This window comes from Streptomyces sp. NPDC025784, from assembly GCF_055558435.1.
Genome location: NZ_JBVHMN010000007.1, coordinates 368,234 through 391,359, shown reverse-complemented (window position 1 = coordinate 391,359; position 23,126 = coordinate 368,234). Strand labels below are relative to the sequence as shown.

The following is a 23,126-nucleotide window of genomic DNA, read 5'->3' as shown; positions in this document are numbered from 1 at the left end:
CTCCGGGACGAGCCGTGGGCGCCACCGGGACGAGCCGTGGGCGCCACCGGAACACCGTGCCGCCCCACCCACGGCCCCGCACCCGCGGAGCGGGCCTTCCCGCAGGTCATCACCCCTCTACGAGCGGACCGACCCCTCTCCCACGAAAGTCCCCCCGGCCGTCGGATCACCAACCGCTACACTGTGTGCGGTGGCACAGCCGTACCCCGGCCGCGCCACCGAAAGCTCTGTCGGCATCAGGCCCGGACGCCCGGACCATGATCCGCCAGAACCCCGCCTTCGTAGCTCAGGGGATAGAGCACCGCTCTCCTAAAGCGGGTGTCGCAGGTTCGAATCCTGCCGGGGGCACAGAGAAACACCTGGTCAGAGGCCCTTCCGTCCGACGGACGGGAGGGCCTTCTTCCTCGCAGCACACATATGGCACACATGCGGCTGCGGGCAGAGGTGGGGAGCTGTGCGAGATGCCCGCGAAGGACGAGCTGGCCCGGCGCCGGTACGAGAAGCTGGTGGAGCGGCTTGAGTCGCTGATGCAGGGCGCTTTGAAGCCGGAGTACCAGGGCTACTACGGGCAGCTGGTCCTCGGCACGGACGATCTTGCGGAGATGGGCGAGCTCAAAGACGTCCGACGTGCTGCCAGGGAGGCGGGACGACGTCTCGGCTGGAAGGCGACCACTCACCTCGTCGGCGGAAGGCTCTTCGTCCTCGACGAGCGCGAGGTGCCCGAGGAGATCGAGCGGCTGGCTGGGAGTGCGGCCGCTGCTGCGATTGACCGAGCCTGGGAGGAAGGCCGCTGGCCGCGACTGACCTGATCCGAGAAAGACGCAAGGGGCACCCCACCGCATCAGCACGGCTGGGTGCCCCTTCGCTTACGGCGCTCCGGCACAGGTTAGGCACACATCACGCGGCATCGACCTCCAGGACGGCCACGGTCTCGGCGGCTTTGCGGGCCTTCCGCTCAGCCTTCTCCAGCTTGGCCTTCGCTTTGGCCAGTTGCTTGGCGCGGCGCTTGTGCATCTTCTTCGACACCTCGTCGAGACGGTCAGGAAAGAGGTGCCCGTACGTGTCGAGCGTCAGGGTCGCGGACTTGTGGCCGAGCATCGTCTGCACAACGTTGACGTCCGCGCCGCTGGCGATGGCGAGCGAGGCCGCCGTGTGCCGCAGCTTGTGCGGGGTGACCTTGAGGTGGCCCAGGTCGGCCTTCACAACCGCCGGTGCGAAGAACCGCTGACGGAAGTTCCGCGCCCTCAGCGGTCCGCCCTGCGGTGCAGTGAAGAGCAACTCCTCATCTCCGCGCCCCTGAACGTGCGGCTTCAACTCCGCTGCCAGGAACCGCGGGATCGGTACTGACCTGCGCTCATGGTTCTTGGGGGTGTCGAGGTAGAGCTTGCCGTTGTCCTCGGCATACGCCTCGACGATGTGGGCCCGGCAGGAGGCCAGGTCCACGCGACCCACCTTCAACGCAGACGCCTCACCCCAGCGCAGACCGGTATAGGCCAGCAGCAGGATGAACACCCGGTAGGCACCCGACGCGTTGGCCAGTGCGTCGACCTGCATGTCGTCGAGGTACACGTGATCGGCTGGCGCCGCCTTCGGCAGAGGCACGCCGACAGCCGGGTTGACCGCAAGACGACGGGCCTTCACCGCGTAGCCGAGAACGCGGCTGAGGACGACGTACGCCTTGCGGACCGACCTGGGGCTGAGCTTCCTCCCGCCGGTCACCTCACCGGACAGCAGGTCCGCGAGCCACTCGGCGATGTCCTCGAAGTTGATGCGGTCCAGCGGTGTGGTGCCCCACCGGGGGATCACGTGAACGTCGAGAACGCCGCGATAGCGGCCCCGGGTCGAACGCTTGAGATGGATCTGCGCGGCCAGCCAGGACTCCGCCACCTCTGCGAACTTCACGCGCGCGGCTGCGGGATCACGGTAGGAGCCCTCATTGAGGCGCGACTCCATCCTCGTCCGCTCCGCCTCGGCGTCGACCTTGCGCGCGAAGGTCTTCATCTTCGGCTTCCCGTCAGGGTCGTACCAGCGGACTCGATAGCGCCCGGGTGGCGTACGGCCCGCCCGCTTGGCATCAGCTGCGGCACGCGCGTACGCCGCGTGCCCTATGCGGTCCTCGATCCAGACCCGCGCCAACTAGCACCCCTCCCAGTCACCGCTGGGCACCGACGGGAGCGGCAGGAGTAGCGTCGCGGCGGGGATGCCCAGCGCAGTGGCGATCACGACGAGGTCGTCGATGTCGCAGCGACGGCGGGCGCGTTCGGTTCGGCTGAGAGCGGTGTTGGTCATCGGGCGGCCCAGTGCGGTGCAGCGAGCGGCAAGCTGCTGCTGGGTCAGGCCGCGCACGAGGCGTAGGTGCTCGATGGTGCGGGCGGTATGGAGGCCGGCGGGGCCTATTTCGACAGGTCGGGTTGCCATAACAGTTAGCTGTAACTTGCGGCCGGCCGCTATGGCAAGAGTTGGTTCTTAAACTCTACAGAAGTCACCCCAGGACTGAGTGGCGTTCCTCTCATCGAATTCCGGCACATCACGAGCCGTCCCTTCGGGAATGCCGTGCTACCTTCCCATCGCGCTCTGAGTATGGGCGATTCGAGCAGGTATCAGCCGAACAGTGCACCGGGTTCATCGGATGACACCCGCGCACTCCGCAACAACACCGACCTGCGGAGGTATCGGATTCCGACACCTCTACCGATAACTTCGCCGTAAAAAATTTCGGGTTCCGTGGAAGCGATTTTTGCAACCGCTCATCCACCCTTACTGTTTTCGCCTCCCCAGCCACGCTGAGAGAAGTAGTACAGAGTTTCAGAACCAACTCTGGACTTCTCTCCGTGAGGTGTGGCTGTGTTGTCCAGGCCGTTGTCCAAGACCGAAAAGGAGCCTCGTGCCGACCTCTTCTCCCCGTAGCACCAATGCCCCTGCAACCGCTGCGGCTGCCCGTGGCCCGCTTGCCACCCCTGCGGAGGTCGCCGCCTTTCTCGGGGTGCCGGTGAAGACCCTCTACCAGTGGAAGTACCGGGGCATCGGCCCCAACGTGCACAAGGTCGGTCGCCACCTGCGCTACCGCTGGCCCGAGGTGGACGCCTGGGTGAACGCCCAGTCCGCGTACGACCTCACGGCCTGAAGCCACCGGGGCAGCGAAACGGCTCTCGGCGAGCCACCGCCGAGAGCCGCAGAGTCCCTGCCTCCATCGCCCTTGAACGATCGAATCGGTGGGCCGGGCCTTGCCCCGTCCGGCCCACCGGGAAGGAACGCCTGTGGACGAATCTACGTCCCCCGCCACCGCATCCTCGATACCCACCTGGCCGCCCGTCGCCGTCCCCGGCCAGGACCCCGCCTTGGGTGCCTCCGCCGCCGAGGACGACGAGCCCAAGCAGGTCCGCGAAGGCGCGCAACTGCTGGACGAGCTGCGGGAAGCCATCGCGCGGTACGTGGTCCTGCCCAGCAGTGAGGCGCTGACTGCCGTCACACTGTGGGTGGCGGCCACACACATCCAGCCCGCCCTGCAGCATGCGCCTCGTCTGGCGGTCGTCGGCCCGGCGAAGCGGTGCGGCAAGTCACGCCTGCTGGATGTGATCACGGAAACCGTGCGCGAGCCGCTGATCACCGTGAACACGAGCCCGGCGGTCGTCTTCCGCGCCATCGGTGGCGACCCGCCCACCCTTCTCGTGGACGAGGCCGACACCATCTTCGGCAGCATCAAGGCCGCCGAGAGGAACGAGGAGCTGCGCGGCCTGCTCAACGCCGGCCACCAGCGCAACCGGCCCGCCCTGCGCATCTCCGGCCCCGAGCACAAGCCGCAGGCGTTCCCCACCTTCGCCATGGCCGCGCTCGCCGGCATCGGGGACCTGCCGGACACGGTCATGGACCGGGCCGTGGTAGTCCGCATGCAGCGGCGCAAGCCGGGTGAGCGAGTGGAGCAGTTCCGCTCCCGCCGCGACATCCCCGCCCTGCACGCCCTGCGTGACCGACTGACCGCCTGGCTGCGCCCCCTGATGGACACTGCAGCCGACCTGGTGCCGCCGATGCCGGTGCAGGACCGGGCTGCGGACACCTGGGAGCCGCTGGTGGTCGTCGCTGAACTGGCAGGCGGCACCTGGCCGGAGAGAGCACGGGCAGCGTGCGCAGCGATGTGCGCGGCCGAGGTCGGCCAGGACGACGAGTCCAACGTGAAGACGCGCCTGCTGAAGGACATCCGCCGCGTCTTCGCGTGCTACGGCGATCCCGACACCGTGCGCACGCGGGACCTGCTGGAGGAACTGCTCAAGGACCAGGAGGCTCCGTGGGCGGAGTACCGCAACACCGGCCTGACCCCGCGCTACCTGGGGATCCTTCTGAAGGACTTCGGCATCCAGGCGGCCGTCCTCCGCTTCGAGGGCGGACGGCAGGCCCGGGGATTCACCCGCACGCAGTTCACCGACGCCTGGGCCCGTTACTGCCCTGAGGAGCAGCCTCCCGACGGCAGCGGTGAGACCACCCGTCACGAGTCGGCTGTACTCCCGTAGACACCCGTCGCACACGTCGCATCGCAGGTCAGCCCCGTGACGGGTCCGGTGCCTGTGACGGGTCCTCCCGTATCACGCCAGGCTCCCGTACCTGCCCTGACCAGGCATGCGACGGGTGTGACGAGTCCGCCCCCTCCCCACCGGCAGCCCTGCCCTGTGGCTATGGCAGCCGTCTCTCCCTGGAGTACCACGCTTGCCTTCACGCACCACCCAAACTCCCGTGTCGGCGCTGACTGCCGCGATCCGCCTCGGGGTCGCCCTGGTCGGCGCGATCGGCTTCGCCCTGTCCTATGACGCCCTGCGGCAGATGGCCGTCGCCATCCACGTCCGCGGAGTCCTCACATACGCCTTCCCGCTGGTGATCGACGGGTTCATCGCCATCGGTGTCGCAGCCCTGCTCATCCTGCGCACCGCACCCTGGCGCTCACGCCTGTACGTCTGGGCACTCGTCGGGCTCGCCACGGTCACGAGCATCTGGGCCAACGCCCTGCACGCAATCCGCCTCAACCAGCAGGCACGCACCGCCGGACTGCACCTGGACGACATCACCGTCGGCGCCCTGTCCGCCATCGCCCCTCTCGCGCTCGCTGGCGCGGTCCACCTCGACCTCGTCATCAGACGCCACCCCACACCCCGCGCCCATGAGGCTGCTGCCACAACGAGCCAAACGGTCGGCCACAGCCACAACGGCAGACACAGTGCCGAGCCGCCTGCCGGTTCGGCCGATGAGACCTCCCTGCCGAAGAAGGTGCGGTGCTCGCCCGATGTGGCCGAGCGCGCGGACGTAGCGGAGGCAGCAGTCAAGGTGCCGCAGGCCCCGAAGCCGCTCACCAAAGAAGGCGGCCACGAACACGACGCCACCTTCGACGAGCTGCTCGCTATCGCCCGCACCGCACCACTGGGACGCGGGGACCGCGCCTCACGCCGCAACATCGAGGCGGCCATCCGCGCCGCTGGGTACCGCATCGGCAAGGACCGCCTGACCCAGATCAAGGACCACGTGCAGGCCGAACTCGACCAGGCCGCCCGTCGGCGGCAGCCCGAGCCCGGCAAGGAACCCGTCGGCGCCCACTGAGTCCGCAGGCACGTCTGTCACCCTCACGCTCGACTCCTCCCGCTCGTCCCCGCACAGCCCGCCGCGGGACGAGCGGTCTTGGAGCCATGACCTCTTTCCCCACCACGCACGGAGAACCGCCCGATGCACGACCCTCACCACGAAGTGCCAAGACTGCCGCAGCAGATGACCACTACCGCCACCAGCGCAGCAAGGTATGCCGCTGGACCGTCCAAGGACGGCCCCAGCGGCGATGCCTCCGCCCCGGGGGTGGCGGAGGCACTCGGGCACCAGGGGGCGCCCGACCTGGAACAGCCCGCTGACATCGCCGCAGACCCGCTGCCGCGTGCTGCCGAAGCCGCCGCGCTGCACCGTGTCGCCCGACGCCGTAAGCCCGACCCGAACGGCCAGCGCAAGGAACGTGTCGACGCCCGCTACAGCATCGCCGAGAAGTCCGAGATCCTCGCCATGGCCCGGTCGCTGAACGTCTCCGGCGCGCACTACGTCGGCACCGTCGTCATGGCCCACGTCCACGGCGACCTCGCCCTGCCCGGCCAGCGCACCGCACTCGACGACTACATCGACGAGCTGACCGCCCTGCGCAAGCAGGTCGCCGCCATCGGCCACAACATCAACCAGATCGCCAAGAAGCTCAACTCCGGCGGCCATCCACACCCTGGGGACACCGCGCTCTTGGCTCAGGCCGAACGCACCCTGACCGCCGTCGGCGCCACAGTCCGCGAGGTGGCGGCAGCCGCGAACCAGGCCGTCTCAAAGAAGGCGGCCCGATGATCGCGAAGATTAGCGGCGGCAAGGACACCGCCGGCCTGATCCGCTACCTCTTCGACACGAAGAAGGCCAAGGACCACACAGACCCGCATCTGGTGGCCTCCTGGGACGGCTTCGCCCCCGACCCCGGCCGCGCCGACGACTTCGACGCAACGAAGAGGCTCCTGGTGGCCGACCTCGACCTGCACGTCAAGCAGGCCCGCCGCCACGGCCGCGCCCCCGAGAAGCACACGTGGCACTGCTCGATCCGGGCCGCCGAGAGCGACCGCCACCTGAGCGACGAGGAGTGGGCCGACATCGCCCGCCGCGTCGTGGCCGCCACCGGCATTGGACCCGACGGCGATCCGGACGGCTGCCGCTGGGTCGCCGTACGCCACGCACCCGACCACATCCACATCGCCGCCACCAAGGTCCGGGCGGACCTGCGCACCGCACGCCATTGGAACGACTACCTCACCGCCGACCGCGAACTCGCCGCCATCGAGAAGGAATACGGCCTCCAGCAGGTCGTCCGCGGGGACCGCACCGCCGCCAAACGGCCCACCCGCGCCGAGCAGGAGAAGGCCCGCCGCCAAGGACGCAAGACAACCTCCCGCGAACAGCTGCGCACCACCGTCCGCCAGCTGGTGTCCATCGCCGCCAGCCCGGAAGAGTTCCTCCACTTCCTCGACGGCATCGACGGCGTCCGCGTCGACGTCCAGCACTTCCCCTCCGGGGACATACGCGGCTACAAGGTCGCCGTCGAAGGCGACACCAACGCCGCCGGCGAGCCGGTCTGGTTCTCCGGCTCCCATCTCGCCCCCGACCTGTCCTTCCCCAAAATCCGCGAGCGCCTCACCGGCATCGACACCCCACCCGCAACCGAGCCGAGCAGCCGACGCAAGCCGAACCCCTGGCACCAGGCCACCGCCGCAGCCGAACGCATCCCACACCACCTCGACCAGAGCGACGACACCGTCGCCCAGGCACACATCGCGGCGTTCGCCGAGGCCCTCGACATCCTGCCGCTGCTCGCCCCCGACCACCTGTTCCGGCAGCTCCAGCAGGCTGCCCTCGCGTTCGAACGCGCCTCCCGCTCCCGCATCCGCGCCCAGCAGGACCAGGCCCGCGCCCTGCGCGGCGCCGTACGCGCACTGCGCACGACACCGGTCACCGGTGACGGGAGCGGGCTGGCCATGTTCCTCGACATCGCCGTCCTGGTCGTCATCGCCGCCGCCCGCTGGCACCAGGCCCGCCGACACGACCAACAGGTCGCAGCCGCCCACCAGGCCCTGATCCACCTCCAGGCGGCCTACGAGCACGCTGCGGCCCAGCCACTGCCCGCCCTGGCCCAGCGCAAACCACCAGCCTGCACCATGGAACACCACGCACAGGAGATACGAGCCGTCCTGCCCGACCATGCCGATCAGGTCCTCGACGACCCCGCCTGGCCGGCACTGGCCGCCGCACTCGCCCAAGCCGAGACCGCCGGCCACGACCCCCGACAACTCCTCCAACACGCCGCCGACCAGCGTGCACTGGACGACGCCCGCTCCACCGCCCGTACCCTCACCTGGCGCATCCAACGCCTCGGTGAACGCCACGCACCCGGCCCACGAGCCCAGGCACCCAATGCGCATCACGCCGTGATTGACCCCGCCATTCCACAGCAGCCGCAGGCGCGGCGACGCTGATCACCCTTGCGCCCGACCGCCACCATCCGGCCTGGGTGCCTGGGGTTTGCGGTGCTTGCCGGTGCCGGAACCGAGCGGCTTCGGCACCGGCCCTGGGGGCGATGGCTCGTCGGTCTCCGGGTACAGGATGGCTTTGGCCTCGGCCAGGTTGGCGGCGAATCCGTGCGGCTCCCATGTGTGCCCGTTCCACCGCTCGATGGCGCGGGGCGCATCCGGATTCAGATGCGATGCCCGGGGCCCGTCGCCGGACACGACGAGCACGGCGCGAAGTCGGCCGATCCTGGCGTCACGGCGTTCCGCCCGGTTCTTCAGCGGCTCGTCGTCCATCCTGGCGTTCCTCGCGTCGGTGGTGGCTGCCTCAGGAGGGTAGCGGCCATTGCGGGCCGTTAGGGTTCCCGAGCCAGACGACCTGCTGGTCGTGGGAGACGGTCACGCCGAACGCGGCGGTGTTCGGTGCGCCGTACTCCTCCCAGGTGCCCACCGCCGACTCGACCGCATCCCACAGGCGGCGGGGGCCGCCCTGGCGGACCTGCCAGCCGCCGTCGTCCGTAAGAGAGAGGACGGCGAAGGAATCGGTGACGCTGTCCAGCAGGAACGTGCTGACCGGGCCGCCTTCAAGAGCCATGGAGAAGAAACGGGCGTCCGGCGCCGCGAGCTGTGCCATGAAGGCCGGCCCGGAGCTGGTGAGGGCCTCTGGCCCGTACGTGGCTCTCCGTACTGTTCCGTCGTCGGGGCCCGGCACCCTGCCGAGGCTCTCCGGCGCGTCCTGCTGGCGGGCGATCATGAAGCTCGGGTCGTCCTCGCTGAACCAGCCGCTCGCGCTATCCCCGGTGACAATGAGCTTGACCAGGCCGAGGGAGCGCATCCAGCCGCGCAGGGTGGTGAGGATGATGCCGCCCGGCCGGACCTGTTCCAGCCAGGCGGGCGGGATGCTGCGGAAGCCGCATGTGGCGATCAGCCGGTCGTACGGGGCTCCGGCGCCGTGGCCGGCGCGGCCGTCCCCCACCACCAGGTGAGGGGTGTGACCGGATCCGGTGAGAGCTTCGCGGGCGCGGCGGGCCACGCCCTCGTCCGTTTCGATCGAAGTCACGCTCTCGCTGCCGAGCCGGTGGCACATCAGGGCGGTCGAGTAGCCGGTTCCGGTGCCGATCTCCAGCACGTTCATACCGTCCTGCACGTCGAGGTCTTCGAGCATCCGGACCACGAGGCTCGGCAATGTCGACGACGAGGTGGGGGCCGCGTTGCTGATCGGTTTCGGGTCGGCCCAGTCGATGTCGTGGCCGTCGAACTGGGTCATCCATGTCTCGTCGGTGTAGACGAGCCGGAGCCACTCCTCCTTGCCGACCGTTTCCTTTGTGACCGGTTCCCAGGTGGTGACGCCGACAGCGTCGCTCTCCCGGTAGAAGCGCGGGATGAACTTGTGGCGGGGCACGGCTTCCACGGCATCCCTCCACTGCGGCGTGCACAGCCGGCCCTCCTTCTCCAATTGCCGGGCGAGCCGGCGTCGTAGATCGACGGCGGCCGTCTCGATATCGCGCTCACAGGCCACGGATGCCTCCTTCCAGGAGATCGGCGAGTGCGGCAGTCATCGGCAGACCGGTCGGCGGCTCCATCCATGCCCACTGCCCGGAAGGATTGCACTCGATGAAGATCCACTCGCCGGAGTCGGTGAGAGCGAAGTCGAACGCCCCGAAGACGAGCCCGAAGTGCTTCAGATAGGCGTGCATCGACCGCTCCACAGCGGGCGGCGCGGCAAGCGGCGTGTAGGTGTGCGTGCCGTAGTCCGTGCGCCAGTCGAGGAGACCGGAGTCGATCCGCACGGCAAAGATCTGCTCGCCGATCACCGTGACCCGGATGTCGGCGACCTTGTCCACGCGCTTCTGGAAGAGGTGCATGGTGCCGGTCACGGAGTCGTCGATCTCGTCGGCGGCCACCTCGGTGACGGGGACGGTCTGGGCCTTGCCGTCGACCAGGTAGAGCGGGACCGAGATCGGCTTGAAGATCGCCGGGCCGTGCTCCTTGATGAAGGCCCGTGCGTCGTCGGGAACGTTGGTGACGAGCGTGGGCGGCACCATGAAGCCGGCCGCCGCCGCTGCCGCGAGCCCGGCCGGCTTGTACTCGGCGTCGCCGATGCGGTTCGGATGGTTGACGTAGAGGCAGCCAGGCAGAGAGGTCAGGATGCCGCCGAGCCCGTAGCGGGCCTGGGCCGCAGCGAACCGTTCGTCCTGCTTGTCGAGGTGGGGGAAGGCGAACCCGGAGGGGCGCCGGTAGTACATGGAACGCACCGCGCCCAGGTCGGCACGTCGGCTCGGTGTCTGCACGCTTCCCCGCCAGCTGTCACTGTCGCCGCCGACGGTGGCCGAGCACGACAGAGTGGCAGGGAAGTCACCGGAGTCGAACCGCACGACCGGGACACCCCGGTCGTGCAGCTCGGCGATCACAAAGTCCGCGGTCGGGTCGTCGAGGTTGGTGACGACCAGGACCGGACGATCGTCGTTCGTCAGCGGAGTCACTGGTCGGTGTCGTTGCCCGTGTCGCTGTCCGGGGAGTCGCTGTTGCGGTCGCCCTGGCCCGTGGTGCCGGTCGCGGGATTCGTGCCGGAGGACGTGCCGTGGCCCGGGGACATGGTGGGGACCCCGGACGTGTCGAAGTACCGGGCGGTCTGCGTCTCCGCGTCCAGCATCGCCGACGCGTAGGCGGGGCCCTCGACGAGCGGGTACGGGGCGATGCGGCGCAGGCCCCACGGGGCTGCGGTCAGGTGCCCCTGCGGCAGGGGGCTGCCGGTGGGGAATCGGTCCATGTGGTTGAACACGGTCTTCCTCTCTGGTCGGGAGTTCCTGTCCTTCGTGTGCCTTACTCACCCGCACGGCATCGCGGAAGGCGGTCCTGCTGGTGCGGGGGTCTCATGGGCGCCGGGAAGAAGAGGCGCCGGGTCTGACTCAAAGCCAGACGGGATTCCGCAGTCCGTCCAGGACTCGCTGAAGAAGGCTGATGTCCGGGGCGCGGGCCTCGGCCGCCAGCCGACCGTCGCGGTACCAGCGGCTGAGGTGCTGCCGCCACGCGCTCTCGGCGCGCTGCACCTCGAAGCGGATCTCCTCGAGGACCAAGCCCGACTCGACGCGCAGTCGTACAAGGTCAGCTGGAGTGATCCGGACCGGCTCCGGGACAACCATCGCGTCGGCCTCGTCAGACATGCAGGTGGGGTTGAAGGCCAGCTCCACGCACGCGTCTGGGCGCGGGTCGCCGGCCAACCCCTCTGCGGGCAGGAGCCGTAAGGAGACAGGCGCGATCAGCATGCGGCCGGCACCCGCAGCTCTGCCCAGATGCGTTTCCCGCCGCGTACCAGCTCACTGCCCCAGGCGTGGGCAAGAGCTTCGACAAGGAGCAAACCGCGGCCGTGCTCGTCGTTCGGTGACGGCGTGCCCGGGGTGGGTCTGGTGCGGGACGTGTCCGTCACGACGATCCGGGCGGACTCCTTGCCCACCCGGGTGATCGAGGCGCCGATCGTGGCGGCGTCAGTGTGCTCCACCGCGTTGGCCACCAACTCGGTGACGACCTGCGCGGCGACGTCCACCAGCTGAGGCAGGCCCCAGGTCTGAAGCACCAGCACTATGTCCCGACGCGCCTGAGTGACGGACTCCAGCCTCGCCGCATACCGCTCCTGGTAGCGCTGTGGTCCCACCGTTGCAGCCGTCATGGTCATCGTCGCGTCCCTTGGAGGTGCTCGCGTTCGGGGTAGCCCAACCACCGGCCGTCGGGGCGTTGTCGCCTGAGGAGGATCGGCTCGGGGACATCCGCAACGAAACCCACAGTGACAGCCTCCCTACTAGGCTCGTTCGGTGGTGCATACGACGGTAGAGAGCCGTGATCACAGCTAGAAGTGACCGCAAGTACGGGTGGTTTGCTGCGGACACACGGGAATGGGGCTGTTCATGCAGTCGACTTCGCGACAAACCCTGACCGGCAGTCAGGGATCAGGCGGGCGCCCGCGCACGGGCGTCATCTCCGGCTATGTCTTCCGGGTCATCCGAGAGCAGCAGGGACGTACCCAGGAGGACACAGCCGAGCAGCTGCGCGTGTCTGCAGACACGATCGCGGGCTGGGAATCGGGCCGCCGCCCGCTGACCGCTGTACCGGTTGGGCAGATGCTCGTACACCGTCATCGGCTGATGCACATGGGCACCGCCCCGGCGCTCCTGCAAGCCCTCGATCGTGCCCTGGAGGCGGACGTCCTCCTCGCGAGCGCCCTCGACGACCAGGCCGACGTCGCGGCAAGCCCGCTCGGGGCCTGGGTGATGCAGCGTGACCTCGTCGAGGTCCTCGCATGGCCCCTCAACCACGTGCCGCCCCAGCCCGTCCGCGACCTGCCCGCCTCGCCACGCAAGCGCAGAGGCCCCGCGCCGGCCGGGCCGGAGCTGTCGGTCGCAGACCGCGCGCGGTTCTTCACACAGATGCGGCGCACCGCGGAGCAGGCCCGAGGCGAAGACCAGTTCCTGCTCCGCCGCCAGGCCCTCTACCTCTCCGGGTACGACGACCAGGACGACGCCCCCGCATGGCTCGCTCACCAGCAGGCGACAGAACGCCCTGGCGGCTGGCTTACGGGCTGGCTCAACTCCCGGTCTGTTGCCGCGGTCTCGGCCCGGCAAGGGGACCGGGACCGCATGAGTCATTTCATCGACGCCGCCCTCATCGACGACGACGCCGGCGAGGCCGCGAACCTGAACTACTGGGCCTACTGGATCGGCGAGACGGCCCACCTGGAGCTGAGCGACGACTTCATCGCCGCCCGCACCCCTGGACCGTGGCCAGGCGACAAACTGCTCGCCCATCTCTCGCACGGCCTCGCACCGCATCACGGCTACGTCGACCTCAATATCCACTCCGTCTGGTCTCTGCTCCAGGTACGGCCCAACCTGCTGCGATCCGGAGCAGCAGGACGCGCCCTGCGCGACAGGCTGCCCGTGATGTTGGATAGCCGGGAGCTGTCGGCGCGCGGGCGCCGGGAGCTGGAGAGCATCCGGTACGCGATCCGCCTCGCCGAGGCGTGAGAGGAGTCCGACGGTGGCTGAAGACCTGTCCGCGGTGGCGCGCTTCCTGTACGAGGCGGGCACGCTGAAGCAGACCAAGCGCACAGGCTGGTGGATGGCCGGAGTACGCGACCCCGAGTCGGTGGCGGAGCACTCATGGCGCACCGCTCTCCTCGCGACGATCATCGCGAAACTGGAAGGCGCCGACCCCGCACAAGCCGCGTTCCTCGCGGTATGGCACGACTCGCAGGAAACCCGTACCGGGGACGTGAACTACCTGGGCAGGAAGTACGCCCCACAGGCAGACCCGCGAGCGGTCACCGAGGACCAGGTCGCGGGCATGCCCGAGATCCTCGCCACCGCGGTACGCGAGCTGGTCGCGGAATACGAGGCGAAAGAGTCCCCAGAGGCCCTCTGCGCCCGGGACGCCGACAAGCTGGAATGCATGATCCAGGGCATCGAGTACAAGGCCCAGGGCTACGAGAACGCGCAGCGCTGGATCGACAACAGCCGCCGACGACTCACCACGAAGTCCGCCAATGAGCTCGCCGACGCGGTGCTTGCGACCAAGTCTCTGGATTGGCTGCGCGCAGCCCTTGGGGAGACGCAGAGCTGACCTCGTCCGACGGAACCGGCACTCAGCCCTCGGTGCCCCGGCCGGGTCGCCCGAGCGACGTCGCTACCCGAACCGCAACCCGAACGTCACTACGCTGACCGTGCCCCCGGCGAAGGGGGAGACCATGACGTACGACGGCGGCCGCATCAAGGTCTGCTGGACGAGGGCGTCAGCGATGCTTGACGTCTGCCCTAGACGATCTTCCGGCGGTTGTGTTCGCCGGAGTTGCGCACGACCACCCTCCTTCCTGGTGATGCGGGGGACGGTGGTGATCAGTTCGGTGCCCTGGAAGACATGGATGCTGGTCTCGTCCGGGTGGGCGGTGACGACCTGGCGGGCATGACCGCGGCCGAGCTGGACGCGCTGTCCGGCGATCACGAAGCCACCGGCGCTGGGCGACGGCAGACACCCGTCCTGCACATGCTTCGTCGCGGGCAGGACACAAGGCCCTTGCGGGCGCGGGCACTTGTCCGCCGGGGGGCCTGCGTCGGAGCGGGAGGTCACCGGGGAGTACCCGGAACGCCTTGTGGCGGCCGAGTGGGCGTACTGCCCGGAAGTCTCGTCGGTCACCGGCCGTCAGGTGCCCGTGGAGGGGTGTGCTTCTGCAAGCCGATGTGCCGGGCACATCCCGCATCCACAGGTGCAGAACCGTATTGGAGCAGTCCCGCCCCCGCCTGGCGTCCCCACGCGGAGGCGTGCCCATAGCGTGCCCATAAGACCGGACAACCACGGTAAACAGCGGTGCGAAACCAGCCCTCGAAACTGCACCCCGGGTGGCATACCAGCAGGTCAGAAGCCGTGTCGCCATCCAAGCGCCGTCGCTTCTTCGACGTCCGCGGCCTCGTGCCCCGCCCGCCGAAGATCACGGTGGGGCAACCCCCTGACCGGCGAATCCACAACCACCGTCTATGAACGCGGCCTCGTCCGCCTCGTCCGCCCCGTCCTCGCCCACCTCGACGGCCTGCTCTGCACCGCCCGGATGCGAACCGGGGTCGAACACGTCCCGGTGGAGGAATACCGGCAGACCGGCCGGGCCTGGGCGTGCGAGTGATCTCGCACCGGAAGGCGCTATGCGATCCACGAGCAGGCAATTCGCATACGCCTCCCGTTGCCACCACTGTGCGGTGTGCCGGTACCGCCGCCGAGTTCCTCGGTGACACTCGGCGGGTGCACCATGTGGCGGGCGTCGAAGCGCGATGAGCGTGCGATGCTGGAACCCTGGAGCCCGCCGGGTCTGTGGACCCCGCGTTCTCACCGGCCGGGATGGCATGACAGCCCCAGGACGGCGATGCGCATGACCAAGCAGCAGTGCCGGGATCGTGAGACCAGCCGGCACCCCGCACCGAGGAACGGGCCACCCGCCTCCAAAGGCTGGGCAGGGTGAGCGTCTCCGCTCCGGCGCAGCCGTCCGTGCTCGCGGCCGGGGTGGTGTCGGCGGCGGTCGTCTCGGGGGACGAAGTCCTTCGTGCGCTCGGTGTCGTCAGGGGGGAGGGCCTCGGTAGCGAGGAGGCCGCGCGACGGCATGCGCAGTTCGGCCCCAATGCGGTCGCCACGCACCGTGCCCGGGTACTCCCCGTGCTGTGGCATCAGCTCCGTTCGCCCTTGCTCGGGCTGCTGGTGGCGGCCGCTGTGGCGTCCTTCCTGGTGGGCGAGCGAGGCGATGCGGTGATCATCGGGCTGATCGTGAGCGCGTCCGTGGGACTGGGCTTCGTCAACGAGTATCGCGCCGAGAAAGCCGCCGAGGCACTGCACTCCCAGATCCACCATCAGACCGTGGTGCTGCGCGACGGCCGGGCGGCCCTGGTGGATGTCACGGCGCTGGTCCCCGGTGACCTGGTGGAACTGCGTCTGGGTGACATCGTCCCGGCGGACCTGCGGCTGCTGGAGGTCACCGGCCTGGAGTGCGACGAGTCGGTCCTGACCGGCGAGTCGCTCCCGGTGGACAAGACCACTGCCGCGGTCCCGGCCGGGACCCCGCTGGCCGAATTGTCCGGGTGCGCTCTCATGGGCACGGTCGTTCGGACAGGCGCTGCCCGCGGCGTGGTGGTGGCCATCGGAGCACACACCGAGTTCGGCAAGATCGCCGCCGGGCTCGACACCCACCCTCTCGACACCGAGTTCCAGGTCGGCCTGCGGCGCTTCTCCCTGCTGCTGGTCTACGTGGCGGGCGCGTTGACCAGCTCGATCTTCGTGATCAACGTAGTGCTTCACAAGCCGATCATCGACGCCTTGCTGTTCTCGCTGGCCATCGCGGTCGGTATCACCCCGCAACTGCTGCCTGCCGTCGTCTCGACCAGCCTGGCCGCCGGGTCGCGCCGGATGAGCCGACGCAAGGTGCTGGTCAAGCGGCTGGTCTGCATCGAGGACCTGGGCGATGTCGATGTCCTGTTCACCGACAAGACGGGCACGCTCACCCTGGGCCGTATCGAGTACATGCGCGCCGTTCCCGCCGGTGGCCACGATTCCGAGGCGGTGGTGAAGTGGGGACTGCTCAGTACCGAGAACGCGGCGCGGGATGCGCGGGACGTCGGCGGGAACCCGTTGGACCAGGCCCTGTGGCGGTCTCCGGCCGCCGCGGGCGAGCGGGCCGCGCTGGACGTGTACACCCAGGTCGCGGTGCTGCCCTTCGATCACGAACGGCGCATGATCTCGGTCCTCGTGCGGGACAGGGACGGCCGTTCGAGCCTGGTCACCAAAGGCGCTCCGGAAACTGTCCTGGACCGCTGCGTCGACGTCCCGCCCGGAGCCCGCGACGCGCTGGCGGCCGAGTTCGCGGCGGGAAACCGCGTGATCGCCGTCGCCACCCGGCCCGTCGCCTCCGGAGCGCGGGCCGTCCGGCCCGGAGACGAGAGGGAGCTGAGCCTGATCGGGCTGCTGGTGTTCCTCGACCCGCCAAAACCGGGCGCCGCCACAGCACTGCGCAGACTCGCTGACCTGGGCATCGCGGTGAAGGTCGTCACCGGCGACAACGCCGCGGTCGCCGCCAAGGTCTGCCATGACCTCGGCCTCACCGACGCGGGGGCGATGACCGGCAGCGAGGTCGACGCCCTTGACGACGCACAGCTGGCCGAAGCGATCACCGGGACCACCGTCTTCGCACGAGTGAGTCCCGAGGCCAAGGCCCGTATCGTGCACGCGCAACGGCGCAGCCGCGGCGGCGTGGCGTTCCTGGGCGACGGAGTCAACGACGCACTGGCCCTGCACGCGGCCGACGTGGGAATCTCCGTCGACTCGGCCACCGACGTCGCCAAGGACGCGGCCGACGTCATCCTGCTGGAGAAGGATCTCGACGTCCTCGCGGACGGTGTGGTCGAAGGCCGCAGGATCTTCGCCAACACCATCAAGTACGTGCTGATGGGCACCTCGAGCAACTTCGGCAACATGGCCTCCGCCGCGGGCGCCTCGCTGTTCCTGTCCTTCCTGCCGATGCTCCCCTCACAGATCCTGCTGAACAACCTTCTCTACGACAGCAGTCAGCTAGCCATCCCGACCGACAACGTGGACGAGGACCAGCTGCGCAAGCCCTCGCACTGGGACATCGCCTTCATCCGCCGCTTCATGATCTCTTTCGGGCCGCTCAGCTCGGTGTTCGACTTCGTCACCTTCGGCGTCATGCTCTGGGTCTTCCACTCCGGGCCGGCCCAGTTCCGTTCCGGCTGGTTCGTCGAGTCGCTGGCCACCCAGACTCTGGTGATCTTCGCCATCCGCACCCGGCGCATCCCGTTCTTCCGCAGCCACCCCAGCCTGCCGCTGACCCTCGCCGCGCTCGGCGTCGTCATCATCGGCGCGGTGCTGCCGGCCACCCCACTTGCCCACACCCTGGGCTTCCAACCGCTTCCGGGAGGGTTCTTCGCCACGCTGGTCGGCATGATCCTCGCCTACCTGGCCCTCGTCGAAATAGGCAAACGGCTCTTCTACGGAGCTGCGGTCGCGGCTCCTGCGGTTCCCCGGCACTACGCCGGACGCCGTCACCTGCGGCGCCGTGCCGGCCGCTTCAGCACTGCCGCGCCCCACCCCCCGCCGGTCGACGGCCCGCCGTGATGCGGACCGTGCCGTGCGGCGAGCGGCGCACAGGGACGCCGGATCACCCCGCGGTGGGCCGGCAGGCGCACGTGCGCCTGCCGGTCCACCGCGGGCTCGCCACCTACAGGAGCGCTCACGTGGTTTCGGTCCCTCCGTTCGGTGCCGGCACGCGAGCAGAACTGGCCAGGTCGAGGGGCGGTACGAGCGAGGGGGACGGCGGCGCCGTTGCGCCGGCCGCGTTCGCTTCGCGGGCGATGAAGGAGCCGAGTTCGCCGATGGTGCTCATCAGCGGTGCCGGGAAGACGACGGTGGTGTTCTTGTCCACACCGATCTCGACCAGACTCTGCAGGTTGCGCAGTTGCAGGGCGAGCGGATGGGCCATCATCGTGTCGGAAGCGTCGCCCAGAGCGGCAGCGGCCAGGGACTCACCCTCGGCGTTGATGATCTTGGACCTCTTCTCCCGCTCGGCCTCGGCCTGCCTGGCCATCGCGCGCTTCATGGACTCGGGCAGCTGGATGTCCTTGAGCTCGACCAGGGTGACCTCCACGCCCCATTCGGCGGTGGTGATGTCGAGGATCTGACGGATGTCCAGGTTGATGCGGTCGGTCTCGGACAGGGTCTCGTCCAGGGTGTGCTGACCGACGACCTTGCGCAGGGTGGTCTGGGCGATCTGGTCGATCGCGGAGTTCACGTTCTCGATCGCGATGACCGACTTGACCGCGTCGACCACGCGGAAGTAGGCCACGGCGGAGACGTCGACGCTGACGTTGTCCTTGGTGATGATGCCCTGGGACTGGATCGGCATGGTGACGACCCGCAGTGACACCCGGTGCAGGGCGTCGACGAACGGGATGATGAACCGCAGCCCGGGGGAGCGTGTTCCGACGAGTCGGCCGAAGCGGAACAGCACGCCGTTCTCGTACTGCTTGACGACCTTCACGGCCATGGCGAGCACCAAGAGGGCCACGAGGCCGACCACGACGATGAGAACGATCAGGAGTTGCATGCTGGGCTCCTCGGGACGAGGACCAGGGCGTTCGCGCGAGGTCCTGGGAATGGGTCGGCGGAGCACGTGACACCAAGGGGGGCGAGCACACCGTGATGTGCTCGTGGCCCGTCGCGAGGGGCGCGATTCACCGGGACCGGCACCTGAGGCCGTGAGAATCCGAGAACCTGAGGACCGGCCGTATGTCCAGCATCGTTCGTCGGGGACCACACCGCATGGGCCGAACGGTCCCCCACCGTGACGGCCCCCGTACGGGCGCAGGGGTCAGCCCTGGTCCGTGGGGAGGGGGGCGGCCCAGTCAAGGGTGGTGCCGGTGGGCCGGTGCGGGGCGATGGTGAGGGTTCCGCCGAGTTCCGTGGCACGGGTGCGGAGGTTGGCCAGTCCGCTGCGACGCGTGCGAGCCGGGTCGATGCCGCGGCCGTTGTCGGAGACCCGCAGCATCAGATGCGTGGCGGTGGCCTCGACCGTGACGTCCACGGCGGTGGCGTGGGCGTGCCGGGCGGCGTTGGCGAGGGCTTCGCGGAGCACGGCGAGCAACTGGTCGGCGATGTCGTCGGCTACGCGAGTGTCCAGCAGGCCGGTCATGCGCAGGGCGGGAGTGAAACCCAGGGTCGCGGCGGCGCCGCCCGTCTCGGCGACCAGGCGCGACCTCAGGCGCGTGCGCCCGGTGCTGTCACCCTGTCCCAGAGCGTAGATCGTCGATCGGATGATCTTAATGGTGTCGTCGAGGTCGTCCACGACTTGTTGGATGCGCTCCACGGCCTGCGGGTGGTCGGAGACCTGCGAGAGGACCGATTGCAGGGTCATTCCTCCGGCGAACAGGCGCTGGATGGCCAAGTCGTGCAGGTCGCGGGCGATGCGGTCACGGTCGCCGAGGAGCAGGAGTTGTTCGGCGGCGCGGCGGTGCTCGGCGATCTCCAGGGCGAGTGCGGCGTGGTTGGCGAATCCGGCGATCATGGCGACGGTCGCGTCGGTGAAGGCGGAACGGCCCGGAAGACCGGCGACCTGCAGGACGCCCCGCACGTGTTCGGGGGTGCCGAGCGGGACGAGGAAGACCGGCCCCAGGAGCATGGGGACGGTGTCGTGTTCGGTTCGAGGGTCGGACCTCCAGTCGTCGGTCGTGATCGTCTCGCCGGAGGTATAGACCTTCGCGGCCAGCGTGGTGGCCGGCAGAACCAGCCCGCGTACGCGGTCGGCGTTCTGGCCGGAGGTGGCTTCGACGACCAGGTCGCCGGTGCCGGGGATGGGCACGGCGAGGGCGACCAGATGGGCGTCGGCCATCTCGCGGATGGTGGCGGTGAACGTGTCCAGGACCTCGGCCGGGGCGGTGCCGGACAGCAGGCTGCGGGTCAGTTCGCTGCTGGCCGTCAGCCAGCGTTCGCGGCGCTGTACCGCCTCGTACAGCCGGGCGTTGTCGACCGCCACGCCGGCCGCCGCGGCCAGCGTCGCCAGCACCGCCTCGTCATCGGTGCCGAACTCGGCGCCACCGCGTTTGTCAGTCAGGTACAGATTGCCGAACACCGCCTCACGCACCCGGACGGGAACGCCGAGGAAGGTTCGCATCGGCGGATGCCCGGCCGGGAAACCAGCGGCGTCCGGGTGCTCGTTGAGATCGGCCAACCGCAGCGAGTGCGGCTCGCGGATCAACAGCCCGAGGATTCCCCGGCCCTCCGGAGGGTGCCCGATCGCGGCGAGGGTCTCCTCGTCCATCCCGTACGTGATGAACTCTTTGAGACCGCCTTCCTCGCCCAGTACGCCCAGCGCCCCGTACTCGGCGTCGACCAGGGTGACCGCGGACCGCACGATCTGGCGCAGCACCGCACCCAGGTCCAGCTCGGTCCCGACAGCCAGAACCGCCTCCAGCAGTCCGACCACCCGCTCCCGGGCGGAACGCACTCGCGTGATCTGGGCCTGTACCTCCTCCAGTTGCTCGTCCAACCGGATGCGGGGCGCCACCCGATCTCCGGTACGCCGCGTAGCGCCCGTGTCCTCGTCCACGCCGACTCCCCTCGGGAGGCCCCCGATCCCTCCAGCATGCACCCGAGAAGCCTCCATCGACCCGCCATGGAGGAGCACGACGCTTGAACGTTCGAATCGAGCAGGTAGCCGACAACCGACGCGGCCGACGCCCCACGGCCGGCCGCGACAGCGAGCCGCGGGCCTTCCTGTGACCGAACGTGTGCGCCTTCTGCGGCGAGGACAGGCGATGCGCGGAGGGCAGGTCATCAGGGCGCTCTCCGGCTCCGGCTCCGGCTCCGGCTCCGGCTCCGGCTCCGGCTCCGGCTCCGGCTCCGGCTCCGGCTCCGGCTCCGGCTCCGGCTCCGGCTCCGGCAGGGAGTGGCGCTCGCGGAGGTGACGCATGCTTGCTGCACGAACCGGGCTACGGCCTGGGTAATAGCCCGTTCCTCTCCAAGGAAAGCAGCAGATGCGCCGCCCGCCACGGCCGGGAGTAGCCTGACAGCTACCGAGAACTTTCGGGCGCACGACGACCATGGCGGCGCCGTTCCCTGCGAGTGACAGACACGGGCAGCCGGAAAACCGCCCGGAACGGATCGCACGATGAACGCCATCACACAGCCCGCAGAAGGTGCGGCGCCAGGTGACGGACACTCCTACCGGACGCCCTTGTCCCGGTTGCGCCTCACGCCGGACGTCAGCCATGGCCCGCTGGACGGCGCATGGTGGCCGCGCTGCGACGCCCTGGAACTGGAGCTGCCCGCGCTGGTCGGCTCCTTGGATCCGAGCATCGGCACCGTCACCCGCGTGACCGTGGGGACCGCCGCGTGGCCCGATGCCCCACAGGAGGTGATGGCGCCCGGCCATGTGATCGAGGTGGCCCTGAGCGACGACGACGCCGAGATGCACGCCATCACCGTGGACTGCGGCACCGTGGGGCGCTGGGAGCTCCTGGTGGTCCCACCGGACGAACCGGCCGACACGGCGGCCCGGCTGCTGACCGCCGCCTCCGACCCCGCGAACCCACTGTCGGCTCCGCGCCTGCTGGCACTCGCCGAGGACGGCCTCGACGGGCAGGACACATGGGTGTCAGAAGGAGGAGCCGGAGCCTGACCTAGGTAAGCAGCCCGACCCGGCCGGCTCCGCCTGACCGGCGGATCGGGCGTCCACAACCCCGTGATGGAGCCATGGCACCGACAGATCCTTTGCCATCCCGGCCCGCCCCCCGCGCAAAGCGGACCACGGCGGGTGAGGGGATGACGGCAGGACGGCGCGCGGACCGCTCCGAGAGCTTCGGGGAAGCTCTCCTCGGAAAGATCCTCGACAGCGCGCACGAACTCCCGCCCCATCTCATCGGGCCCCTGGTCGCCGACGTGGTGGAGCGGCTCGGTGGCCGCCGACCGCAGGTGCTGTTGCAGGACTACGGCCAGCTGCTGCTCGTACCGCTGCCCGGTGAGGGCCTCACGGGCGGGGAACCGCACGTGATCGACGACTCCGAGGCGGGCCGCTGCTTTCTCGACGCCCAGCCCGTCGAACTGGCCGAGGCCGACGGCGTACGGCTCCATCTGCCGCTGCTGGACGGGGGAGACCAGGTGGGGGTCATGGCGGTGACGCTGGACAGAGCCGACGACCACGACCGCCGCCTGCTGCACAGGATCTCCGGCCTGGTGGCCGACCTTCTGGTGACCAAGCACGGCTACTCCGACCTGTTCTTCGGTGTCCGACGGGGTGAGGCGATGAGCGTCGCCGCGGAGATCCAGTGGTCCCTGCTGCCACCGCTGGCCATGATCATGCCCCGGGTCGCCGTCGCCGGGATCCTGGAACCCGCCTACGACGTGGCCGGCGACAGCTTCGACTACGCGCTGAACGGCGACGTCCTCCACGTGGCGATGATCGACGCGATGGGGCACGGACTGGACGCGGCCACGATGGCCACCGTGGCCATCGGCGCCTACCGCCACGCCCGCCGCGCCGGCATCGGACTGTCGGAGATCTACGCGTTCATGGACCGCGCCGTGGCCGAGCAGTTCGGTCCCGAGCACTTCGTCACCGCGCAGATGATGCAGCTGGACACGACGACGGGACGGGTGCAGTGGGTCAACGCCGGGCACCCGCCGCCGGTCCTCGTCCGCGACCACCGCGTCGCACAGCGTCTGGCCAGCCCGACCACGCTTCCCGTCGGCCTGGGTGGTTCGGTGCCCCGGATCAGCGAACTGGGGCTGGTGCCCGGGGACCGAGTCCTCTGCTTCACCGACGGAGTGGTCGAGGAACACAGAAGCGGTGGGGAGGAGTTCGGGGAGGACCAGCTGATCGACTGCGTGAACCATCTGGAGAGGACCGGGCGCGGTATCCGGGCGGTGACGCGGTCCCTGTCCCACACGCTCAAGCGTGCGCGGGGCGGACGGACCAGCGATGACGCGACCCTGCTCATGGTGGAGTGGCGCGGGTGACCTCTCGCCCCCGCCGTCCGACAGTGC

At 69.4% G+C, this 23,126-nt stretch carries 22 protein-coding genes, 1 tRNA gene and 2 pseudogenes; 13 read left to right on the top strand and 12 right to left on the bottom strand.

The features are described from left to right. Positions 1-275 precede the first annotated feature (275 nt). Together ACZ4IF_RS19075 and ACZ4IF_RS19070 are read left to right on the top strand one after the other, a co-directional pair. Positions 276-348, top strand: a tRNA-Arg gene (locus ACZ4IF_RS19075). A 113-nt stretch (positions 349-461) separates the two neighbouring features. Beyond that, positions 462-809 (top strand): hypothetical protein, encoded by a 348-nt coding sequence (locus tag ACZ4IF_RS19070; RefSeq protein ID WP_467564252.1) that lies wholly within the window; start codon positions 462-464, stop codon positions 807-809. Between the two features lie 88 nt (positions 810-897). Here ACZ4IF_RS19070 and ACZ4IF_RS19065 read toward each other — a convergent pair whose 3' ends face one another. Next, on the bottom strand, positions 898-2,136 hold the full coding sequence (locus ACZ4IF_RS19065; RefSeq protein WP_467564250.1) for a tyrosine-type recombinase/integrase: 1,239 nt from the start codon (positions 2,134-2,136) through the stop codon (positions 898-900). Beyond that, positions 2,137-2,418 carry a helix-turn-helix domain-containing protein gene (locus tag ACZ4IF_RS19060; RefSeq protein WP_397658944.1) on the bottom strand — a complete coding sequence of 94 codons (282 nt, stop codon included), beginning with the start codon at positions 2,416-2,418 and terminating at the stop codon, positions 2,137-2,139. It lies immediately after the preceding gene. Between the two features lie 466 nt (positions 2,419-2,884). Here ACZ4IF_RS19060 and ACZ4IF_RS19055 point away from each other — a divergent pair, with 466 nt between their 5' ends. From ACZ4IF_RS19055 to ACZ4IF_RS19035, 5 genes are all read left to right on the top strand, one after another. Continuing rightward, positions 2,885-3,124: a helix-turn-helix transcriptional regulator gene (locus tag ACZ4IF_RS19055; RefSeq protein ID WP_320585495.1), complete on the top strand. Its 240-nt coding sequence runs from the start codon at positions 2,885-2,887 to the stop codon at positions 3,122-3,124. A gap of 133 nt (positions 3,125-3,257) precedes the next feature. Further along, positions 3,258-4,505 carry a DUF3631 domain-containing protein gene (locus ACZ4IF_RS19050; protein WP_467564247.1) on the top strand — a complete coding sequence of 416 codons (1,248 nt, stop codon included), beginning with the start codon at positions 3,258-3,260 and terminating at the stop codon, positions 4,503-4,505. Between the two features lie 220 nt (positions 4,506-4,725). Further along, positions 4,726-5,580: a DUF2637 domain-containing protein gene (locus ACZ4IF_RS19045; RefSeq protein WP_397658941.1), complete on the top strand. Its 855-nt coding sequence runs from the start codon at positions 4,726-4,728 to the stop codon at positions 5,578-5,580. 123 nt (positions 5,581-5,703) lie between these two features. Continuing rightward, the gene (locus ACZ4IF_RS19040) at positions 5,704-6,351 is read left to right on the top strand and encodes a MobC family plasmid mobilization relaxosome protein (protein WP_397658940.1); all 648 of its coding nucleotides are present in this window, start codon (positions 5,704-5,706) and stop codon (positions 6,349-6,351) included. After that, complete coding sequence (locus ACZ4IF_RS19035) at positions 6,348-8,021, top strand: relaxase/mobilization nuclease domain-containing protein (protein WP_467564245.1); 1,674 nt, start codon at positions 6,348-6,350, stop codon at positions 8,019-8,021. The genes ACZ4IF_RS19040 and ACZ4IF_RS19035 overlap by 4 nt, the downstream gene beginning before the upstream one ends. Here the strand turns inward: ACZ4IF_RS19035 and ACZ4IF_RS19030 are convergent, their stop codons facing one another. The 6 genes from ACZ4IF_RS19030 to ACZ4IF_RS19005 all read right to left on the bottom strand — a co-directional run bounded on the left by ACZ4IF_RS19030 (position 8,022) and on the right by ACZ4IF_RS19005 (position 11,724). After that, entirely contained in the window at positions 8,022-8,348 is a 327-nt protein-coding gene (locus ACZ4IF_RS19030) for a DUF6087 family protein (RefSeq protein WP_467564243.1), read from the bottom strand. It lies immediately after the preceding gene. 31 nt (positions 8,349-8,379) lie between these two features. Continuing rightward, on the bottom strand, positions 8,380-9,570 hold the full coding sequence (tgmC, locus tag ACZ4IF_RS19025; RefSeq protein WP_397658937.1) for an ATP-grasp peptide maturase system methyltransferase: 1,191 nt from the start codon (positions 9,568-9,570) through the stop codon (positions 8,380-8,382). After that, on the bottom strand, positions 9,560-10,534 hold the full coding sequence (gene tgmB / locus ACZ4IF_RS19020; RefSeq protein WP_467564241.1) for an ATP-grasp ribosomal peptide maturase: 975 nt from the start codon (positions 10,532-10,534) through the stop codon (positions 9,560-9,562). Before tgmB ends, tgmC begins: the two co-directional genes overlap by 11 nt. Continuing rightward, positions 10,531-10,833 carry a putative ATP-grasp-modified RiPP gene (gene tgmA / locus ACZ4IF_RS19015; RefSeq protein ID WP_467564239.1) on the bottom strand — a complete coding sequence of 101 codons (303 nt, stop codon included), beginning with the start codon at positions 10,831-10,833 and terminating at the stop codon, positions 10,531-10,533. The genes tgmB and tgmA overlap by 4 nt, the downstream gene beginning before the upstream one ends. Positions 10,834-10,960: 127 nt before the next feature. Beyond that, positions 10,961-11,317 carry a hypothetical protein gene (locus tag ACZ4IF_RS19010; protein ID WP_467564237.1) on the bottom strand — a complete coding sequence of 119 codons (357 nt, stop codon included), beginning with the start codon at positions 11,315-11,317 and terminating at the stop codon, positions 10,961-10,963. Continuing rightward, entirely contained in the window at positions 11,311-11,724 is a 414-nt protein-coding gene (locus ACZ4IF_RS19005) for an ATP-binding protein (protein ID WP_467564235.1), read from the bottom strand. The genes ACZ4IF_RS19010 and ACZ4IF_RS19005 overlap by 7 nt, the downstream gene beginning before the upstream one ends. 217 nt (positions 11,725-11,941) lie before the next feature. Here ACZ4IF_RS19005 and ACZ4IF_RS19000 point away from each other — a divergent pair, with 217 nt between their 5' ends. Both ACZ4IF_RS19000 and ACZ4IF_RS18995 read left to right on the top strand, forming a co-directional pair. After that, on the top strand, positions 11,942-13,069 hold the full coding sequence (locus ACZ4IF_RS19000) for a helix-turn-helix domain-containing protein (RefSeq protein WP_467564233.1): 1,128 nt from the start codon (positions 11,942-11,944) through the stop codon (positions 13,067-13,069). A gap of 13 nt (positions 13,070-13,082) precedes the next feature. After that, complete coding sequence (locus ACZ4IF_RS18995; protein ID WP_397658931.1) at positions 13,083-13,664, top strand: HD family hydrolase; 582 nt, start codon at positions 13,083-13,085, stop codon at positions 13,662-13,664. Between the two features lie 191 nt (positions 13,665-13,855). Here ACZ4IF_RS18995 and ACZ4IF_RS18990 read toward each other — a convergent pair. Then, positions 13,856-14,141 (bottom strand): annotated as a pseudogene (locus ACZ4IF_RS18990) (IS481 family transposase); the annotation flags it as partial. Between the two features lie 13 nt (positions 14,142-14,154). Continuing rightward, positions 14,155-14,232: pseudogene (locus ACZ4IF_RS18985) on the bottom strand (VapC toxin family PIN domain ribonuclease); the annotation flags it as partial. 812 nt (positions 14,233-15,044) lie between these two features. Here ACZ4IF_RS18985 and mgtA point away from each other — a divergent pair. After that, positions 15,045-17,705 carry a magnesium-translocating P-type ATPase gene (mgtA, locus tag ACZ4IF_RS18980; protein ID WP_467564231.1) on the top strand — a complete coding sequence of 887 codons (2,661 nt, stop codon included), beginning with the start codon at positions 15,045-15,047 and terminating at the stop codon, positions 17,703-17,705. A 115-nt stretch (positions 17,706-17,820) separates the two neighbouring features. On the opposite strand, the gene ACZ4IF_RS18975 is transcribed toward mgtA, so the two are convergent. Further along, a complete protein-coding gene (locus ACZ4IF_RS18975; RefSeq protein ID WP_397658929.1) occupies positions 17,821-18,693 on the bottom strand; it encodes a slipin family protein in 873 nt (290 codons plus the stop codon). A 264-nt stretch (positions 18,694-18,957) separates the two neighbouring features. Beyond that, positions 18,958-20,748, bottom strand: a complete 1,791-nt coding sequence (locus ACZ4IF_RS18970) for a sensor histidine kinase (protein ID WP_467564229.1) — start codon at positions 20,746-20,748, stop codon at positions 18,958-18,960. 151 nt (positions 20,749-20,899) lie between these two features. Between ACZ4IF_RS18970 and ACZ4IF_RS18965 the strand changes: the two genes are divergently transcribed. From ACZ4IF_RS18965 to ACZ4IF_RS18955, 3 genes are all read left to right on the top strand, one after another. After that, the gene (locus ACZ4IF_RS18965; protein ID WP_467564227.1) at positions 20,900-21,049 is read left to right on the top strand and encodes a hypothetical protein; all 150 of its coding nucleotides are present in this window, start codon (positions 20,900-20,902) and stop codon (positions 21,047-21,049) included. Between the two features lie 203 nt (positions 21,050-21,252). Beyond that, complete coding sequence (locus tag ACZ4IF_RS18960) at positions 21,253-21,762, top strand: DUF5994 family protein (RefSeq protein WP_467564225.1); 510 nt, start codon at positions 21,253-21,255, stop codon at positions 21,760-21,762. 143 nt (positions 21,763-21,905) lie between these two features. Beyond that, positions 21,906-23,099 carry a PP2C family protein-serine/threonine phosphatase gene (locus tag ACZ4IF_RS18955; protein ID WP_467564223.1) on the top strand — a complete coding sequence of 398 codons (1,194 nt, stop codon included), beginning with the start codon at positions 21,906-21,908 and terminating at the stop codon, positions 23,097-23,099. The last annotated feature ends 27 nt before the right edge of the window (positions 23,100-23,126 follow it).

Coding starts and splice junctions, on each gene's coding strand:
- ACZ4IF_RS19070 (WP_467564252.1), top strand. CDS start 462: ATGCCCGCGAAGGACGAGCTGGCCCGGCGCCGGTACGAGAAGCTGGTG.
- ACZ4IF_RS19060 (WP_397658944.1), bottom strand. CDS start 2,418: ATGGCAACCCGACCTGTCGAAATAGGCCCCGCCGGCCTCCATACCGCC.
- ACZ4IF_RS19040 (WP_397658940.1), top strand. CDS start 5,704: ATGCACGACCCTCACCACGAAGTGCCAAGACTGCCGCAGCAGATGACC.
- ACZ4IF_RS19035 (WP_467564245.1), top strand. CDS start 6,348: ATGATCGCGAAGATTAGCGGCGGCAAGGACACCGCCGGCCTGATCCGC.
- ACZ4IF_RS19030 (WP_467564243.1), bottom strand. CDS start 8,348: ATGGACGACGAGCCGCTGAAGAACCGGGCGGAACGCCGTGACGCCAGG.
- ACZ4IF_RS19010 (WP_467564237.1), bottom strand. CDS start 11,317: ATGCTGATCGCGCCTGTCTCCTTACGGCTCCTGCCCGCAGAGGGGTTG.
- ACZ4IF_RS19005 (WP_467564235.1), bottom strand. CDS start 11,724: ATGACCATGACGGCTGCAACGGTGGGACCACAGCGCTACCAGGAGCGG.
- ACZ4IF_RS19000 (WP_467564233.1), top strand. CDS start 11,942: ATGGGGCTGTTCATGCAGTCGACTTCGCGACAAACCCTGACCGGCAGT.
- ACZ4IF_RS18975 (WP_397658929.1), bottom strand. CDS start 18,693: ATGCAACTCCTGATCGTTCTCATCGTCGTGGTCGGCCTCGTGGCCCTC.
- ACZ4IF_RS18970 (WP_467564229.1), bottom strand. CDS start 20,748: ATGGAGGCTTCTCGGGTGCATGCTGGAGGGATCGGGGGCCTCCCGAGG.
- ACZ4IF_RS18965 (WP_467564227.1), top strand. CDS start 20,900: ATGCGCGGAGGGCAGGTCATCAGGGCGCTCTCCGGCTCCGGCTCCGGC.
- ACZ4IF_RS18960 (WP_467564225.1), top strand. CDS start 21,253: ATGAACGCCATCACACAGCCCGCAGAAGGTGCGGCGCCAGGTGACGGA.
- ACZ4IF_RS18955 (WP_467564223.1), top strand. CDS start 21,906: ATGACGGCAGGACGGCGCGCGGACCGCTCCGAGAGCTTCGGGGAAGCT.